Genomic DNA, 15,359 nt, shown 5'->3' with positions numbered 1-15,359 from the left:
GGGTGGGTGCGTTTGGCGGTGGGGTGGGGTGGGGTTGGTGTCTGCCGACGGAAGGTGAAGGGATCTGGCAGGCTGTAACCGTGCTGACGGCGCCGGTGCGGCAAATCGGGGAATCGGAACGGCGCGCGGTCGAGCGGTTGCTCGACCTCGACCCGTTCGCGAGCGCGCAGGTCGCGGAGCGGGTCGCCGCGCGTGGGCTGGCCTGGTGGCGGGCCGAGGGCCGGGTGCTGGGGTACGGCTCCCGCCGGCACCTCGAATCGGTCTGTTGGCTCGGCGGGAACCTCACCCCGGTGCTGGCCGGCCCGCAGGCCATCGCGGCCTTCGCCGACCTGCTGGCCGGCGAGGAACGGCTCTGTTCCTCGATCGTCGGGCGGGCCGACGCCGTCCTGCAACTGTGGGAGCGGCTCTCCGACACCTGGGGTCCGGCCCGCGACGTACGCGCGAACCAGCCGTTGCTGGTCACCGACGCGCTGCCCCCGGTCCCGGTCGACCCGCAGGTGCGCCGGGTGCGCAGCGGCGAACTCGACCGGCTCTTCCCGGCCGCGGTGGCGATGTACACCGAGGAGGTGGGTGTGTCCCCACTCGCCGAGGACGGCGGTCGCGGGTACCGGCGCCGGGTCACCGACATGATCCGCTCTGGCCGGGCGTACGCCCGGTTCGTCGACGGCCGGGTGGTGTTCAAGGCCGAACTGGCGGTCGTCACCCGGCGCACCGCGCAGGTCCAGGGGGTGTGGGTGGCACCCGAGTGGCGGGGACGCGGCATCGCCACCGCCGCGATGGCCGCGGTGGTCGCGGACGCGCTGACCCGGGTCGCCCCGACGGTCAGCCTCTACGTCAACGACTTCAACCTGCCCGCCCGGCGGGTCTACGAGCGCTGCGGCTTCCGCCCGGTCGGCACCCTGGCGACCGTGCTGTTCTGAGCCGGCCCCAAGTCGGCGGAGACCTTCGTCACGCCCCGCCACCGGCGAAAATGCGTTGAGTCAGGCGGCCGGGCGAAGCAGGCTGGAAACTCCGCCACCAGACCGGAGGAACCGACGCATGCGCCTGCTCCGTGATCTGTGGGTCACCTCCACGCGCCGGATGACCCTGGTGGTCGTCCTGATCCTGCTCGGCGGCATCGGCCAGGCGGCCACCGCCGCGCTCGCCGGGCCGGTGCTGCTGCACCGCTCCGTCGGGTTCTTCGTGCTGCTGTCGGTGGCGCTTGTCGCGGCGGTCGTCAGCGACCTGGTGGTGAGCCTGGTGATGGCCGGCGTCACCGCCGACTGGTCCGCCGACCTGCGCCGTCGCCTGTGCCGGGTGGCGCTGGGGCAGCCCGTGCCCGCGCTGGAGACGACCCCGGTCGGTGAGATGCTCGACCGCATCGACGGCGACGTGTACGACGTCGCCTCGGGCGTGCGCGGCCCCGGCGTACGGCTGGCCCAGGCGCTGGCCGTCGGCCTGCTCTCCACGCTCGTCGCGCTCACCGTCTGGTGGCCGGCCGGGCTCGGCATGCTGCTGCTCTGCGTCGTGCTCGCGTTCACCCTGCGGCGTCCCGCCGCCCGGATCGCCCCGGCCCGGATGCACGAGGAAGCGGCCTGGTCGGACCTCGCGGCGGTGATGGAGGAGTCGATCCACGGCCAGGACGACGTACGCACCAGCCTGGCCCGGCCGTACGTGCTGCGCCTGTACGCCCGCCGGGCGGCCGAGGTGTTGCGCCGTGGACTGCGGGTGTGGCAGATGTCGGCGCAGGTCAACACCGTCGCGGCCGGGGTGACGCGGGTCGGGGTGGCGCTGGTCGTGCTCGGCGGGGTGTGGGCGTTGACCACCGGCCGGGTCGATGCCGCCCGGATCACCGCGATCTGGCTGCTCGCACTCTCCCTCGGCATGACCGTCGAACACGTCAGCCGGATGGTGCCGGAGGTGCAGTACGCCCTCGGCGCGTGGGGACGGGTGCAACTGCTCTCGGCCGCCCCGCAGGAACCCAGCGGCGGTGCCGCACCCAGCGACGGTGACCTGGTCATCCGCGACCTGACCTACCGCTATCCGAGCACCGGGCCGGACGCCGACCGTGGCCCCGCACTGCGCGACGTCGACCTGACCTTCGTCCGGGGCCGCTCGTACGCCCTGGTCGGCCGGACCGGGTCGGGTAAGTCCACGCTGGCCAAGCTGCTCACCCGGGCGGTCGACGTGCCGGCGGGGACGGTCCTGCTCGCCGGGCGCGACGTGCTCGATCTCGACGTGGAGCAGCTGCGCCAGTGGGTCGCCGTGGTGCCGCAACGGACCGAGATCCTCGCCGGCACGCTCGCCGAGAACGTGGCGCTGTTCGACCCCGAGCTGCTCGACGCCGCCGCCCGGGCCCTCGACGAGCTGGGGCTGGCCAACTGGATCGCCGAGCTGCCGGCCGGCCTGGACACCCGCCTCGGCGACGGCGGCCACGTGCTCTCGGCCGGTCAGGAGCAGCTGGTCGCCTTCGCCCGGATCCTGGTCCGCGACCCGCACGTGGTGATCCTCGACGAGGCCACCGCCCGGCTCGACCCGGTCACCGAGACCCGGGTGCAGCAGGCCACCGAGCGCCTGCTGCGCGACCGGATCGGCATCGTCATCGCCCACCGGTTGTCGTCGGTGAGCCGCTGCGACGAGGTGGTGGTGCTGGCCGACGGCGCCGTGGTCGAGGCCGCCCCGCTGGCCGAGTCGCGACGCTTCGCCGAGCTGCTGGCGGCCGGCCACCAGGGCGGGCACGGTGTCGACGCGGCGACCGAGCTGCTGCCGGAGCCGGCGACGGACCGGATCTGGGCGGAGCCGGCGCTCGTCGGTGCCAACCCGGCCGCCACCACACCAGCCGGCACGTTCAGCCCGGCGACCGCGATCGGCGTGCCCGCGGGGGCCCGCACGGCCGCCGGGCGTGGCGCCGACGTGCTGCTGCCCGTCGGTGGCGAGACCGGCGACGGCACCGGCTCGCCACCGCCGGACGATGCTGAGCTGCCCGCCCGGCACGGCGTCGAGGCAGGTCTGCCGGTGGGCGATCCCGCGCCGGTCGTCGGGCCGGAGCCGGTCGACCCGGCGGAGGGGCGACAGGTCGGCGGGCGGGAAGCCGGCGCCGGTGCCACGGACGCGGCGACCGAAGCCGACCGGCGGCCGGCCTCCCGGGGACGGACCCTGCGGGAGATCGCCCGGCTCTGCCTCAACGACCCCCGGTACGGCGCGGCGGCGGTGGGCATCTTCGCCGTGCTGGCGATCCTCGGCCTGGACGGGCCGGTGCTCGCCTGGCTCTGGGCCGACGTGGTCGACGGCACCGGCGACCCCTGGCTGCCCGCCGTCGGTATCGCGGCCGGGCTGATCCTCGCCATCCCGGCGCACTACTGGACCCACCTGTGGTTCCCCGCCTGGTGGGTACGGCAGATGCTGCGGATCAGCGCCCGCCTGGTGTACGGCCAGACCGGCCCGCGCCGGGTCAGCCGGCACACCCCCGCCGAGGTGGTGGCCCAGGGCGGCGACACCGAGCGGGTCGTCCAACTCGCCGACAACGTGCTCGACCAGACCGTCGGCCTGATCCTGCTGGTCGCCATGACCCTGATCACCGGCAGCGTGGTGCCCGGACTGTTCTTCCTCGGCACGATGGTGCTCTCCGGGCTGGCCGCCACGGCGTTCGGCCCGAGACTGGAGCGGGCGGCGCGGGACACCGTCGCCGCGCGGGCGGCCTTCGCCACCGCCCTGGTCTCCACGCTGTCCGCGGCCCGCACGGTGAAGCTGGCCGGGGCCACCCGACCGGTGCTGACCCACCTGGCCGACCTCGACACCGTACGCAGCGAACGGCAGCGCCGGGAGATCGCCGTGCAGGTCTGGGCGCGCTCCACGCCGGCGGTGGCCAGCGGGCTGTTCCCGATCGGCGTGTGGGCGTTGTTCCTGACCGGTGGGCTCTCCGCCGGGGCGGCGCTGGTCGCGGTCGCCACGTTGGGCGCGGCACGCTGGTTCGCCTGGACCACCGCCTCGCTGATCTCCCAGGTGCCGTCGGCGCGGGTGTGGACCCGACGGACGGCCGAGATGACCGGGATCGAGGCGTACTCGGCGCGGGTGCCCGGGGTGGACCTGGCCGCCGGCACCGCCCCAGCCCCCACGGTGCCACCGCGTACCCCGCTGCGGCGGCTGGAACTGGTCGGCTTCGGCGTCCGGCACACCGATGGCACCACCGCCGTACGCGACGTGGACCTGACGGTGGCACGCGGGCAGCTGGTCCTGGTGGTCGGGCCGGTCGGCTCGGGCAAGTCGTCGCTGCTGCGGGCCCTCGCCGGCATCGCGCCGCACACCGGGGTGCTGAGCTGGAACGGTGAGCCGGTGACCGAGCCGGAGCTGTTCCTGCGCCCCAACCAGGTCGGCTACGTCGGTCAGCTGCCTCGGGTGCTCTCCGGCACGGTCGCGGACAACATCACCCTCGGGCATCAGGTGGACGCCGCGCACGCGGTCAGCACCGCCCAGTTGGACCACGACCTGGCCGCCACCGGCAGCGGACTCGGCCTGCTCATCGGGCACAAGGGCACCCGATTGTCCGGTGGCCAGCTGCAACGGCTGGCGCTGGCCCGGGCGCTGGCGCCGCGTACCGAACTGCTGGTGGCCGACGACGTCTCCTCCGCGCTCGACGTCACCACCGAGCTGGCGCTCTGGCAGGCGCTGCGGGACCGGGGCGTGACCGTGGTCGGCTCCACCTCGAAGCGGGCCGCGCTGGTGCGGGCCGACCACGTGGTGGTGCTCATCGCCGGCACGGTGGCCGCCCAGGGCCCGTGGCGCGACCTGGACCGACGCTGGGGTCACCTGGCCGGCTGAGAGCGGGTCTGAGATCCGCACGGGTCCGGCTGCCCTCGGTCGTCACCGGGCAGCCGGACCCGCCGGTCAGGCCGCCCGCAGGTACGGGTCCGGCCAGTTGGGCGCGGCGCCCAGCTTGGCGGCGGCCTGGTACGGCCAGTACGGATTGCGCAGCAGTTCCCGGCCGAGCAGCACCAGGTCGGCCTCGCCGTCGGCGATGATCGCCTCGGCCTGCTCCGGTTCGACGATCAGGCCGACCGCGCCGGTCGGCACCTGCGCCTCGCGGCGGACCTGAGCGGCCAGCGGCACCTGGTAGCCGCGCCCGACCGGGACCTTGGCGGATGGCGAGGCCCCGCCGGAGGAGCAGTCGATCAGGTCCACCCCGGCGGCGGCGAGTTCGGCGGCGAGGGCCACGCTGTCCTCGACCGTCCAGCCGCCTGGCACCCAGTCGGTGGCCGAGATCCGGGCCAGTACCGGCACGTCCTCACCGACAGCGGCGCGCACCGCCCGAGCCACCTCCAGCGTCAGCCGCATCCGCCCGGCCCGGTCACCGCCCCAGCCGTCGGCCCGATCGTTGGTCAGCGGGGAGAGGAACTCGTGCAGCAGGTAGCCGTGTGCGGCGTGGATCTCCACGGCGGCGAAGCCGGCCGCCACCGCCCGCGTGGCGGACTCGGCGAATGCCGCGACGACATCGGCGATCCCGGTGTCGTCCAGGGCCGACGGCACCCGGTACTCCGGCACGAACGGTGCACCGGTGGGCCCGACCGGCGTCCAGCCACCCTCGGCGTCCGGCACCCCACCCTGGCGCGGCTCCCACGGCCGGTACGTCGACGCCTTGAAGCCGGCATGCGCGAGCTGCACCACGGGCACCGCGCCGTGCGCGGCCACAAACCTGGTCACCGGCCGCCAGGCGTCGACGTGGCGGCCGGACCACAACCCGGTGTCCTGCGGGCTGATCCGGCCCTCCGGCAGCACGGCGGTCGCCTCGGTCATCACCAGGCCCGCGCCACCGATCGCCCGGGTGCCCAGATGGACCAGGTGCCAGTCGGTGGGCAGGCCGTCGGGTCCGGCGCTGTACTGGCACATCGGTGCCAGCGCGATCCGGTTGGGCAGGGTGACCGTCCGCAGCGTCAGCGGCGTGAACAACGAACTCATCGCGCCATCCTCTCCCGTGGGCGCGACCTCAGCGCCGACGGCGAGCTGTGGGCTCGCGCACGGTCGGTGTCCGCTGACCCTGCGCCGCCACCACCGTGGGGTCGCGTACCGCCAACGCTCCGGCGGTGGCCAGCGCCCAGCCGACGGCAACCGTCAGCAGCAGCCGCTCCAGCACCCCGACCAGCGGACTCCGGCCGACCAGCAGCATCGCCAAACCGACCGCGCCCGCGAGTGGCAGCGACACCGCTGCCGCGACGAGGCCCGTGCGCCGCAGCCGGCGTCTCGCCACCGGCGAGAAGGCGACCGCCAGCATCGCGAAGACCACCGCCGCCGTCGCGGCGATGCTGGCCCCGCCGTGCACCAGATCCGCCACGGTGGCTTGTTCGAACGGCGGGAGTGGGCAGCCGGCGCTGCACGTCACCGCTCCGGACAGGACCGTGCACAGACTCGCCGCCACGAGTAGCGTCACGGCGGCCCGAAGTGCCGTGTCGCCGTGCGGCGCACCGACCCGTAGCGCTACGGCGAGCAGCAGCAGCGCCCCGGCCAGGGCGAACACTCCGATCCGGTACGTCCAGGCATAGTCGCTGTCGACGACACCGGCCTCACTCACGTACCCGGTCAGGCCCGGTCCTGGGCCGGCGACCACGGCGAGTGTCACCGCAGCCGCGCCAGCCAGGGCGCAGAGCGCGGCGACCAGCGCGGCGCCGCGCCGCACCAGCCGTCGGACCGTGGCCGGCGGCTCAGCCACGCCCGTGCGGCGTCGTCCAGCCGTGCAGGTCCGGCCCGAGCGGGACGATCCCGGTCGGGTTGATCTCGTGATGGGTGGCGTAGTAGTGCCGCTTGATGTGGTCGAAGTCGACGGTCTCCCCGAAACCGGGGGTCTGGAACAGTTCCCGCGCGTACGCCCACAGCACCGGCAGCTCGGTGAGTTTCTGCCGGTTGCACTTGAAGTGCCCGTGGTACGCCACGTCGAAGCGGACCAGCGTGGTGAACAGGCGCACGTCCGCCTCGGTGATCGAGTCCCCCATCAGGTAGCGCCGGCCGGCCAACCGCTCCGACAGCGCGTCCAGCCGGGTGAACAGCGCCTCGAAGGCCTCGTCGTACGCCTGCTGGCTGGTGGCGAAGCCACACCGGTAGACGCCGTTGTTGACGTCCCGGTGGATCTCGGCCATCAGTGTGTCCATCTCCGGGCGCAGCTGGACCGGGTAGAGGTCCGGCGCGCCGGGAGCGTGCAGCCGCCGCCACTCGGTGGACAGGTCCAGGGTCAGCTGCGGGTAGTCGTTGGTGACCACCCGGCCGGTCCGGGTGTCCACCAGCGCCGGCACGGTGACCCGGCCGGTGTAGTCCGGATCGGTGGCCAGGTACGCCTCGGAGAGGAAACCGATGCCCAGCACCGGGTCGAAGCCGTCCGGGTCGAGGGCGAACCGCCAGCCCCGGTCGTCGCGGATCGGGTCGACGGTGCCCAGCGAGATGGCGTCGGTCAGCCCGAGCAGGTTACGCACGATGAGCGCCCGGTGCGCCCACGGGCAGGCCCGGCACCAGATCAGCCGGTAGCGGCCGGGCTCCAGCGGCCAGCGGTCCTGCTCGTCCGGCCCGCCGCCTGGCGGTGCGGTCGAGTGCGGGGTCACCCGCCCGGTGAACCGGTTGGGTTGGCGGACGAACGCGCCGCCGCCGCTGGTTTCCGCGCTGAACTGGGCCCGTGCCATGCCCACAACCTATCGGCAGCCACCGGGGATATCCTGGCCGTCGGTGAGTCCCCGCGACCCGGCGGACGCACCGTTCCGCCCTTCCCACCACCCCCGAAGGACTCGCGATGACCGTGGCATACCTGGTGGCCGGTGTCCGCACCCCGATCGGCCGGTACGCGGGCGCGCTGGCCGGCGTACGCCCCGACGATCTGGCCGCCCACGTGATCCGCGAGCTGGTCGCGCGGCACCCGTCGGTGGACTGGGCGCGTACCGACGACGTGGTGCTGGGCTGCGCGAACCAGGCCGGCGAGGACAACCGCAACGTGGCCCGGATGGCGGCGCTGCTCGGCGGGCTGCCCGAGCAGGTGCCCGGCAGCACGGTCAACCGGCTCTGCGGCTCCGGGCTGGACGCGCTGGCCACCGCCGCCCGGTCGATCGTCGCCGGTGAGGCGGACCTGGTGGTCGCGGGCGGGGTGGAGAGCATGAGCCGGGCGCCGTTCGTCATGCCGAAGGCGACCACCGCGTTCTCCCGATCCGCCGAGGTGTACGACACCACCATCGGTTGGCGGCTGGTGAATCCGCTGATGGAGCGGGGTTGGGGCATCGACTCGATGCCGGAGACGGCGGAGAACGTGGCCGCCGAGTACGGCGTGGACCGGGCGGCACAGGACGAGTTCGCGTACCGCTCGCAGTTGCGGGCCGCGAAGGCCCAGGCCGACGGCCGGCTGGCCGAGGAGATCGTGCCGGTGACCGTGCCGGCGGGCCGGCGGGAGACCCGGCTGGTCGAGGTCGACGAGCACCCCCGACAGACCTCGCTGGAGAAACTGGCGGCGCTGCCCACCCCGTTCCGCGACGGCGGCACGGTGACCGCCGGCAACTCCTCGGGCGTCAACGACGGCGCGGTGGTCCTGCTGGTCGCCTCGGAGGCGGCCGTCGCGGCGTACGGTCTCACGCCGCTGGCCCGGGTCACCGGCACGGCGGCGGCCGGTGTGCCGCCCCGGGTCATGGGCATCGGGCCGGTTCCGGCGACCCGGCGGCTGCTGGACCGGCAGGGGTTGGCGCTCGCCGACATCGACGTGATCGAGCTGAACGAGGCATTCGCCGCCCAGTCCGTCGCGGTGCTGCGCGAACTCGGCCTGCCGGAGGACGCGGAGCACGTCAACCCCAACGGCGGCGCCATCGCCCTGGGGCACCCGCTCGGCGCGAGTGGTGCCCGGCTGGCGCTGACCGCCGCGCTGGAACTGCGTCGGCGCGGCGGGCGGCGGGCGTTGGCCACCATGTGCATCGGGGTGGGGCAGGGCATCGCGCTGCTGCTGGAGGCCGCCTGACCCGTCGGCACCGAACGGTGGATCAGGAAAAGAGCGTTGTGGATCTCCCCCCGCGCGACGGACCGGCTTAGAGTGGTCAGCATCACGATCCACGGCGACGACGTGAGGTGCAACCAGTGCAACAGCCGGACGGACTTCCCGCCGAGATCGACCTCTCCCGGCCCAGCGCGGCGCGGGTGTACGACTACTTCCTCGGCGGCGCCCACAACTTCGACATCGACCGGCAACTGGCCGACCAGATCGCGGCCATGACGCCGAACCTGCCGGCGACGATGCGGGCGGGGCGGGAGTTCCTCCGCCGGGCCGTGCATACCCTGCTTGAGGCCGGGATCGACCAGTTCCTGGACATCGGCTCCGGCATCCCCACCGTCGGCAACGTGCACGAGGTGGCCCAGGCCGTGAACCCGAAGGCCCGGGTGGTCTACGTCGACATCGACCCGGTCGCGGTGGCGCACAGTCGGGAGCTGCTCGCCGGCAACGAGTCGACCGGCGTCATCCACGGCGACCTGCGGGACCCGGAACGGATCCTGGCCGAGGCGCGCAAACTCGACCTGCTCGACTTCGACCGGCCGCTGGGCATCCTGCTCGCCGGGGTGGTGCACTTCGTCCCGGACACCGACCGACCCGGTGACATCCTGGCCACCCTGCGCGCGGCGGCGGCCCCCGGCAGCCACCTGGTGATCTCCCACTCCACCTTCGAGGACCAGCCGCAGGAGATGCTCGACGCGCAACGGCTGTCGGCGCGTACCGCCACCGAGATCACCCTCCGCTCGCGGGCCGAGATCACCGGATTCTTCGGCGACTGGACCATTGTGGAGCCCGGGGTGGTGCACATGGAGCTGTGGCGACCCGACTCGCCGTCCGAGGTCACCGCCGACGGGCAGCGCTTCGGTGCCTTCGGTGGTGTCGCCCGGAACGACCGGCCCGCCGGCTGATCCCGATGGCCGCCGTGGGTGCCTCCGGCGGGGACACCGTCGACCCGGCCGGCGCCCAGCGGTACGCCGCCGCCTGGACGCGGGCCGTACGCCGGCTGGGTTTCGTGCCGCTGAGCGCGGCCGAGACCGAACGGCTGTTGCTGGGGCACACCCTCCGGCTGGCGGAGGTGCTGCTCTCCGCCGAACCACCGGCAGCGGCGGCGGAGGAGGTCGGACGCTCACTCGTCGCCGCGCACCTCACCGAGCCGGGGGTTATCGAGTGGTCGATCCGTACGCTCGGCGAGCGGTTCCGGACCGACGTGCTCGCCGCCACGGCCGGGCGGCCCGGCCTCGACGAGCGGCTCGCGGTGATGCGGGGCGCACTCGCGGCCGGCTTCGCCCGCGCGCTGCGGGAGCGGACCTTCGTCCAGCAGGAGGGGATCGCCCGCGCCATGTGGCAGGCGCGGGACGACGCGGAGGCGGCGTTGCGGGACAGCGAGGCCCGCTTCCGGGCGGTCTTCGACGGCGCGGCCATCGGCATCGGCATCGCCGGAGTCGACGGGACGATCATCGACGTCAACCACGCCTTCGCCGACATGCTCGGCTACCCCGTCGAGGAGCTTCGGCAGCTCAACGTGGCGTCGCTGTTCCACACCGACGACGCGGCCGGCATGTGGGAGCTGTACCAGGAACTGATCGAGGGCAAGCACGACGCGGCCCGGGTCCAGAAGCGGTACTACCGCAAGGACGGCAGCGCCGTCTGGACCGACCTGGCCGTCTCGCTGATCCGCCACGACGACGGCCGTCCCCGGTTCACCGTGGCCGTGGTCGAGGACATCACCGAACGGTACGAACTCCAGCAGCGGCTGCGCTTCCAGGCACTGCACGACCCGCTCACCGGCCTGCCGAACCGGACGCTGTTCTTCGACACGCTGGCCGGCCTGGTCGAGCAGCCCGACGCACCCGGTCGGGTCGGTGTCTGCTTCCTCGACCTGGACGGGTTCAAGGCGATAAACGACAGCCTCGGGCACGCCCTCGGCGACCGGCTGCTGGTGATGATCGCCCGACGGCTGGCCGACTGCGTGGCCGACCAGGGTTACCTGGTCGCCCGGATGGGCGGTGACGAGTTCGTCATCCTGGTCGACGGGGTCACCGCCGTCCAGGACGTGATCGCCGTGGCCGAGTCGGCGCTGGCCGCCGTCGCCGCGCCGGTGCACGTCGGCGACCAGCAGCTCGCGGTCTCGGCGAGCATCGGCATCGTCGACTCGGCGGTCGCCGGCACCAGCGTCGTGGAGCTGATGAAGGCCGCCGACGCCACGCTCTACTGGGCGAAGGCGGAGGGCCGCGACCGGTGGGCGGTGTACGACCCGGAGCGCAGCGCCCGGGACACCGCCCGGTCGGCGCTGGCCGCCGGGCTGCCGCTGGCCCTCGACCGGGGCGAGTTCGTGCTGCACTACCAGCCGATCGTGTCGCTGCTCGACGGGCGCATGCTGGCCGTCGAGGCGCTCGTCCGGTGGCAGCATCCGGAACTGGGGCTGATCGGTCCCGACCGGTTCATCGGGCTCGCCGAGGAGACCGGCCTGATCGTCCGGCTCGGTGAGTGGGTGCTGCGGCAGGCGTGCCGCGACGCCCAGCGGTGGCACACCGACTTCCCGGACGCCGGGCTGGTGGTGAGCGTCAACCTGGCCGCCCGCCAGGCCGACCGTCCGGCGATCGTGGACACCGTGGCCGACGCGTTGGCCAGCACCGGACTGCCGGCGGAACTGCTGCAACTGGAGCTGACCGAGAGCGCGGTGATGGGGTCGGCGGGGGAGCCGCTGCGTACCCTGCACCGGCTCGCCGCGCTCGGCGTACGGCTGGCCGTGGACGACTTCGGCACCGGGTACTCGAACCTGGCCTACCTGCGCCGGTTGCCGATCACCTGCCTGAAGTTGGCCGGCCCGTTCGTCGAGGGGATCCGGGGCACCGAGCCGGACGACGCCGACCACCGCGACGAGCGCATCGTCGACGCGCTGGTGCGGCTGGCCCACGCGTTGGAGCTGTGGGTCACCGCGGAGGCGGTGGAGACCGAGGTACAGGCGGAACGGTTGCGGGCGTTGCGGTGCGACACCGCCCAGGGCCGGCTGTTCGGCCCGCCGGGGCCGGCGGAGGCGATCGTCGCCCGGCTCCGCGAGCCGGAGTGAGGAAGCACCCGGTCGACGCCCGCGGGGACAATGCCCTGCGCGACTGACATGCCGAGCCAACTGATGTACCGAGCCCAACTGATGTGCCGAGCCAACGGGAGTCGACGTGAGCCTGACCGACACGGGTACCGCGGTGTCGGTGATCACCGCGCTGGCCATCCTCGCCGGGTTGGCCGGGGTGGTGGTGCCCGGACTGCCGGCACTGCCGCTGTGCTGGGGCGGCGTCCTGGTGTGGGCCCTGTTCGGCGACGCCGGAGCCGGCCGGTGGCTGGTACTCGCCGCCGCGACGCTGGTCGCCGTCAGTGGCACCGTGGTCAAGTACGCCTGGCCCGGCCGCAACCTCAAGCGGGCCGGAGTGCCCACCACCTCGCTGCTCGCCGGTGCGGTGCTCGGTCTGGTCGGCTTCTTCGTGATCCCGGTGGTCGGGCTGGTCATCGGCTTCGTCGGCGGCATCTTCGCGATGGAGCGGCTGCGGCTCGGCGACACCCGACTAGCCTGGCCGGCGACGAAACAGGCGGTCGCCGCGGCGGGCCTGTCGATGCTTGTCGAGTTCCTCTCCGGCATGGTGATCGGTGCCCTGTGGGTGGCCGGCCTGGTGATGGCCTGACCGGCGGCACGGTGCTGACCGAAGCGGCGCGGGGCGGAGTCGGGGTACGGCGCGACGCCGTACCCGAGAGAGAGGTGACGCTTTCCCGCGCCGCCGCGGCGGCCGGGCCGTTCCGAGGGCCCGGTGGTCGGCCCGTCGCGATCGGGCCTGGTCACAGGCCTAAGCATGGGGTACGACCCACCCGACCGGCAACGCAATTGCGACCCTGGCGCTCCTACCCGCCATCCATGGAGCTGAGGCGGGTCGGATCCAACACGACGATGGTGCCGGGCTCGACCCGGATGGCACCCGCGCCGACGAGAGCCTGCAGCGCACGGTTGACGGTCACCCGGGACAGACCGATCTCCTCACCGAGTCCCTGCTGCGCTCCCGGCAGAGTGATCCGGCTGCCCCGCGTACGCATGGATTCGACGACCCAGGCGGCGACCCGCGTGACGGGCTGCGGCGCGGCGCGGCGGACCTGGGCCCGGCGGTCGCGGTTCACCTGGTCGGACAGGTGGCGTAGGACGTGGTCGCGGAGCGCCGGCACCTCATCGATGAGATCTCGCAGGTGGTCCGCCGGTAGCAGGCGGATCCGGCAGGCGGTCGACGCGGTCCAGGTCGCCGTGTGCGATCCGCCGCCAAGTACGGCTGCCTTGTCGATCACGCATGGGCCGGTCACCGTCACGAATCGGATCCGCGAGCCGTGGCTGGTGTCATAGCCTGCCGAGAGAGTTCCGCGGATCACAACGACGAGGTGTCGGGCCGGCTCGCCGACGCGGGCGGCGGTGGCGCCCCGGGAAAGGTCGCGGGGCGGACACTTGTTGGCGAGCCATGCCAGGCGTGCCTCGTCGAGCATCGAGAACAGCGGCACCGCCGCCAGTTCGACCTGGTCCATCTCGCGGAGCGTATCGCGGGATACAGCCGTACGACTGCCTGGTCCTTAGGCTCCTTGCCATGATCTGCGTGGAACTTGCCTTCACCGATGAGCCTGCCCGGCTGGCGGCCCGGCCGGCCCACCGGAGCCGGTTGCGGGCGCTGCACGAGCAGGGCGCGCTGCTCCTCGCCGGCCCCTGGGACGGCGACTCCGGTGCGTTGCTGGTCTTCACCGGCGACCGGGCGGAGGTCGATCGGCTTATGGCCGACGATCCCTACTTCACCACCGCCGGCGTCGACGTTGTCGCGGTGCGCGGATGGCGACCGGTCGTCGGTCCCTGACGGTTTGCCGGGGGAGTGGTTGGGGGTACGGGCGGAGCGTCTTGTTGACGGTGATCGGCTCGGGCCGGTAGACCTTGGTGATGGAGGCTCGCGGATGAGAAGGCCGCCGCTCACGTTGGAGCAACTGCGGGTCGCCGTCGTCGAGGGCGAGATCGACACGGTGGTGCTGGCCCTTGTCGACATGCAGGGCCGGTTGCAGGGCAAACGGTTCCACGCCCCGTACTTCCTCGACCAGGTCGTCGCGAACGGCAGCGAGGGCTGCAACTACCTGCTCGCCGTGGATGTCGACATGAACACCGTCGACGGGTACGCGATGTCGAGCTGGGCACGCGGCTACGGCGACTTCGCGATGAAACCGGACTTCGGCACCCTGCGCCGGGTGCCGTGGCAGCCCGGGACGGCGCTGCTCCTGGCCGACCTGGAGTGGCTGGACGGCACCGGTCCGGTGATCGCCTCACCGCGGCAGATCCTGCGCCGGCAGTTGGACCGGTTGGCCGGGCACGGGTTGACCGCGTACGCCGGCACCGAGCTGGAGTTCGTCCTGTTCCGGGACTCGTACGAGCAGGCGTGGCGCAGCGGCTACCGGGAGCTGACCCCGGCGAACCAGTACAACGTGGACTACTCGTTGCTCGGCACCGCCCGGGTGGAACCGCTGCTGCGCCGCATCCGCACCGAGATGGCCGGCGCGGGACTGGTTCCGGAGAGCGCCAAGGGGGAGTGCAACCTCGGCCAGCACGAGATCGCCTTCCGCTACGACGAGGCGGTGGCCTGCGCCGACCACCACGTCATCTACAAGAACGGGGCGAAGGAGATCGCCGCCCAGGAGGGCATGTCGATCACGTTCATGGCCAAGCCGAACGAGCGCGAGGGCAACTCCTGCCACATCCACTTCTCGCTGCGGGACACCTCCGGTGGCTCGGCGATGCTCGGTGACGGGCCGGCACACCTGAGCCCGACCGGGCAACGGGTGCTCGCCGGACTGCTCGCCACGATGCGGGAGATGAGCCTGCTCTTCGCGCCGAACATCAACTCCTACAAGCGTTACCAGCCGGGCTCGTTCGCTCCGACCGCGTTGCGCTGGGGCACCGACAACCGCACCTGCGCCCTGCGGGTGGTGGGCCACGGTCAGGGAATGCGGGTGGAGAACCGGGTGCCGGGTGCCGACGTGAACCCGTACCTGGCGATCGCGGCCCTGGTGGCGGGCGCGCTGCACGGCATCGAGAACGAGTTGGACCTGGCCGAGGAGTGCACCGGCAACGCGTACGACGACCCGAGCGCCGAACGCGTCCCCGGCACCCTCCGCGACGCCCTCACCCTCTGGGAAGCGTCGGACGTCGCCCGGGACGCCTTCGGCGAGGAGGTGGTCGCCCACTACGCCAACATGGCCCGGGTCGAGCTGGCCGCCTTCGACGCCGCCGTCACCGACTGGGAACTCACCCGTGGCTTCGAACGCCTCTGACCCCACCCCAGCCGCGATCATGCAGTTGTGGCTCCTGAAGTGCGGGGATACA

The 15,359-nt window shown here is 73.1% G+C and carries 12 protein-coding genes; 8 read left to right on the top strand and 4 right to left on the bottom strand.

The features are described 5' to 3' along the window. Nucleotides 1-80 precede the first annotated feature (80 nt). A complete protein-coding gene (locus O7605_RS12580; RefSeq protein WP_269739358.1) occupies nt 81-920 on the top strand; it encodes a GNAT family N-acetyltransferase in 840 nt (279 codons plus the stop codon). Between the two features lie 118 nt (nt 921-1,038). Further along, on the top strand, nt 1,039-4,797 hold the full coding sequence (locus tag O7605_RS12575) for an ATP-binding cassette domain-containing protein (protein ID WP_269739357.1): 3,759 nt from the start codon (nt 1,039-1,041) through the stop codon (nt 4,795-4,797). Nucleotides 4,798-4,863: 66 nt separating this feature from the next. On the opposite strand, the gene O7605_RS12570 is transcribed toward O7605_RS12575, so the two are convergent. Genes O7605_RS12570 through O7605_RS12560 form a run of 3 tightly spaced genes read right to left on the bottom strand, consistent with a single transcriptional unit; the run spans nt 4,864 to nt 7,637 of the window. Beyond that, nucleotides 4,864-5,931 carry an NADH:flavin oxidoreductase/NADH oxidase gene (locus O7605_RS12570; protein WP_269739356.1) on the bottom strand — a complete coding sequence of 356 codons (1,068 nt, stop codon included), beginning with the start codon at nt 5,929-5,931 and terminating at the stop codon, nt 4,864-4,866. Between the two features lie 28 nt (nt 5,932-5,959). Continuing rightward, nucleotides 5,960-6,679, bottom strand: coding sequence for a DUF998 domain-containing protein (locus O7605_RS12565; RefSeq protein ID WP_269739355.1), 720 nt, complete (start codon nt 6,677-6,679; stop codon nt 5,960-5,962). Next, the gene (locus O7605_RS12560; RefSeq protein WP_269739354.1) at nt 6,672-7,637 is read right to left on the bottom strand and encodes a glutathione S-transferase family protein; all 966 of its coding nucleotides are present in this window, start codon (nt 7,635-7,637) and stop codon (nt 6,672-6,674) included. Before O7605_RS12560 ends, O7605_RS12565 begins: the two co-directional genes overlap by 8 nt. Before the next feature lie 107 nt (nt 7,638-7,744). Between O7605_RS12560 and pcaF the strand changes: the two genes are divergently transcribed. The 4 genes from pcaF to O7605_RS12540 all read left to right on the top strand — a co-directional run bounded on the left by pcaF (nt 7,745) and on the right by O7605_RS12540 (nt 12,651). Continuing rightward, a complete protein-coding gene (gene pcaF / locus O7605_RS12555; RefSeq protein WP_269739353.1) occupies nt 7,745-8,947 on the top strand; it encodes a 3-oxoadipyl-CoA thiolase in 1,203 nt (400 codons plus the stop codon). Between the two features lie 116 nt (nt 8,948-9,063). Then, nucleotides 9,064-9,882, top strand: coding sequence for an SAM-dependent methyltransferase (locus O7605_RS12550; protein ID WP_269739352.1), 819 nt, complete (start codon nt 9,064-9,066; stop codon nt 9,880-9,882). A 5-nt stretch (nt 9,883-9,887) separates the two neighbouring features. After that, nucleotides 9,888-12,044 carry a putative bifunctional diguanylate cyclase/phosphodiesterase gene (locus tag O7605_RS12545; protein ID WP_269739351.1) on the top strand — a complete coding sequence of 719 codons (2,157 nt, stop codon included), beginning with the start codon at nt 9,888-9,890 and terminating at the stop codon, nt 12,042-12,044. A 106-nt stretch (nt 12,045-12,150) separates the two neighbouring features. Then, nucleotides 12,151-12,651 carry a DUF456 domain-containing protein gene (locus tag O7605_RS12540; RefSeq protein WP_269739350.1) on the top strand — a complete coding sequence of 167 codons (501 nt, stop codon included), beginning with the start codon at nt 12,151-12,153 and terminating at the stop codon, nt 12,649-12,651. 214 nt (nt 12,652-12,865) lie between these two features. On the opposite strand, the gene O7605_RS12535 is transcribed toward O7605_RS12540, so the two are convergent. Next, nucleotides 12,866-13,528 (bottom strand): Crp/Fnr family transcriptional regulator, encoded by a 663-nt coding sequence (locus tag O7605_RS12535; protein ID WP_269739349.1) that lies wholly within the window; start codon nt 13,526-13,528, stop codon nt 12,866-12,868. 59 nt (nt 13,529-13,587) lie between these two features. On the opposite strand from O7605_RS12535, the gene O7605_RS12530 reads away from it, so the two are divergent. After that, nucleotides 13,588-13,848 carry a YciI family protein gene (locus O7605_RS12530; protein ID WP_269739348.1) on the top strand — a complete coding sequence of 87 codons (261 nt, stop codon included), beginning with the start codon at nt 13,588-13,590 and terminating at the stop codon, nt 13,846-13,848. 94 nt (nt 13,849-13,942) lie between these two features. Next, complete coding sequence (locus O7605_RS12525; RefSeq protein ID WP_269739347.1) at nt 13,943-15,307, top strand: glutamine synthetase family protein; 1,365 nt, start codon at nt 13,943-13,945, stop codon at nt 15,305-15,307. The last annotated feature ends 52 nt before the right edge of the window (nt 15,308-15,359 follow it).

Source organism: Verrucosispora sp. WMMA2121 (genome assembly GCF_027460185.1).
Taxonomy (GTDB): Bacteria; Actinomycetota; Actinomycetes; order Mycobacteriales; family Micromonosporaceae; genus Micromonospora; species Micromonospora palythoicola.
Note: the sequence above shows the minus strand (reverse complement) of the source record. Positions and strands in the feature narration are given on the sequence as shown.